We start from the raw sequence: 1,352 nt of genomic DNA, 5'->3' as shown, positions 1-1,352 counted from the left end.
AGGATGCGCCGCAGCAACCCACCCAGGCCAGCCCGATCCTCGGCGGTCAGAGGCGGAGCCTCACTGGTGGAGTGGGTTTCTGGTTCTCGCTGGGACACTCCAGCGTCGTCTTCGGGCTCTCCCTCCTACTTGCGATCGGGGTCGGCGCGCTGGCCGGCCCGGTCCAGGACGAGAACTCGACCTTGCAGACGACCCTGGGTCTGGTCGGGTCGCTCGTCGCTGGAACGTTCCTGATCGTCATCGGCTTGACGAATCTCAGCGCCCTGTTCGGGATCATCCACGTCTTCCGGCACATGCGCGCAGGATCCTTCGACGAGGAGAAGCTCGAGCACCACCTGCACCAGCGAGGCTTCATGGCGCGCTTGTTCCGCCGCGCCACCCACCGGGTGACCATGGCCCGGCACCTGTACCCGGTCGGCCTGTTGATGGGGCTCGGCTTCGACACTGCCACTCAGGTGGCGCTGCTGATCCTGGCCGGCGGTGTGGCCACGAGCACCTTGCCGTGGTACGCCGTCCTCGTCCTTCCCGTGCTGTTCGCCGCCGGGATGACCCTGTTCGACACCGCCGATGGGATCTTCATGGCCCGCGCGTACAAGTGGGCACTGATCAGTCCGCTCCGGAGGGTCTACTACAACCTGACCATCACCACGCTGTCAGTCGTCGTCGCACTGGTGATCGGAGGCGTTGTGCTGCTGCAGTTGTTGGCCGAGCAGTTGCAGCTCGACGCCCTAGCGTGGGTGACTCGGCTCGACCTGCAGTACGTCGGCTACCTCCTAGTCGCGATGTTCGTCGTGGTGTGGGCGATCAGCTTCGCTGTCTGGAAGCTAGGACGAGTCGAGGCGCGGCTTGCGCGCGGCGCGTAGGAGAGCCGCCACCGCCGACGAGGGCCCGCTCATTCTCAACGCCGCCGAGGACGTTCAGCCCGACGAGCCGGCAGGTCTGTTCCAACGGTGGTCCGGGCGCAGACGTTGGTTCATTCCGGACGCTGCCTGGTCAAGTGCAGCCGGAACAACGCCGGCGCTGCGGGCTACCCATAGCGGGGCCGATTCTAGACCAATCGAGGCAGGCTGCGTTGCCGCAGGCCCCCACAACACAAGGTAGCCTGTTACAAGTCCGGTACAAACAGCCGGCCGTCCTCGACGTTTGCGCAGGTCAACGTGGGTCAGTCAGTCACTACTACGACATCTGATTCGAGGGTTTTCAGCCTCTGTCAGTAGTGGTCGAAAACGGCCTCTGACCTGCGGAAACGTCTTTCGACGTCTTCCAGCGTCAGGGGTCGTTTTTCGGCTCTTGTGACGCATCCGTGGGTGGTTGAGCGCGCCTTGGAGTGAGAACACGCCGTTCCTGTCTAG

General features: G+C 64.3%; 1 protein-coding gene. It reads left to right on the top strand.

Features of this window, described 5'->3' with window-relative positions; translation table 11 throughout:
• A partial coding sequence (locus ACYVKX_RS11850; RefSeq protein WP_460832375.1) for a HoxN/HupN/NixA family nickel/cobalt transporter occupies positions 1-863 on the top strand: 863 nt, incomplete at its 5' end.
• Positions 864-1,352 lie beyond the last annotated feature (489 nt).

The organism is Nocardioides hungaricus, assembly GCF_054782915.1.
Note: the sequence above shows the minus strand (reverse complement) of the source record. Positions and strands in the feature narration are given on the sequence as shown.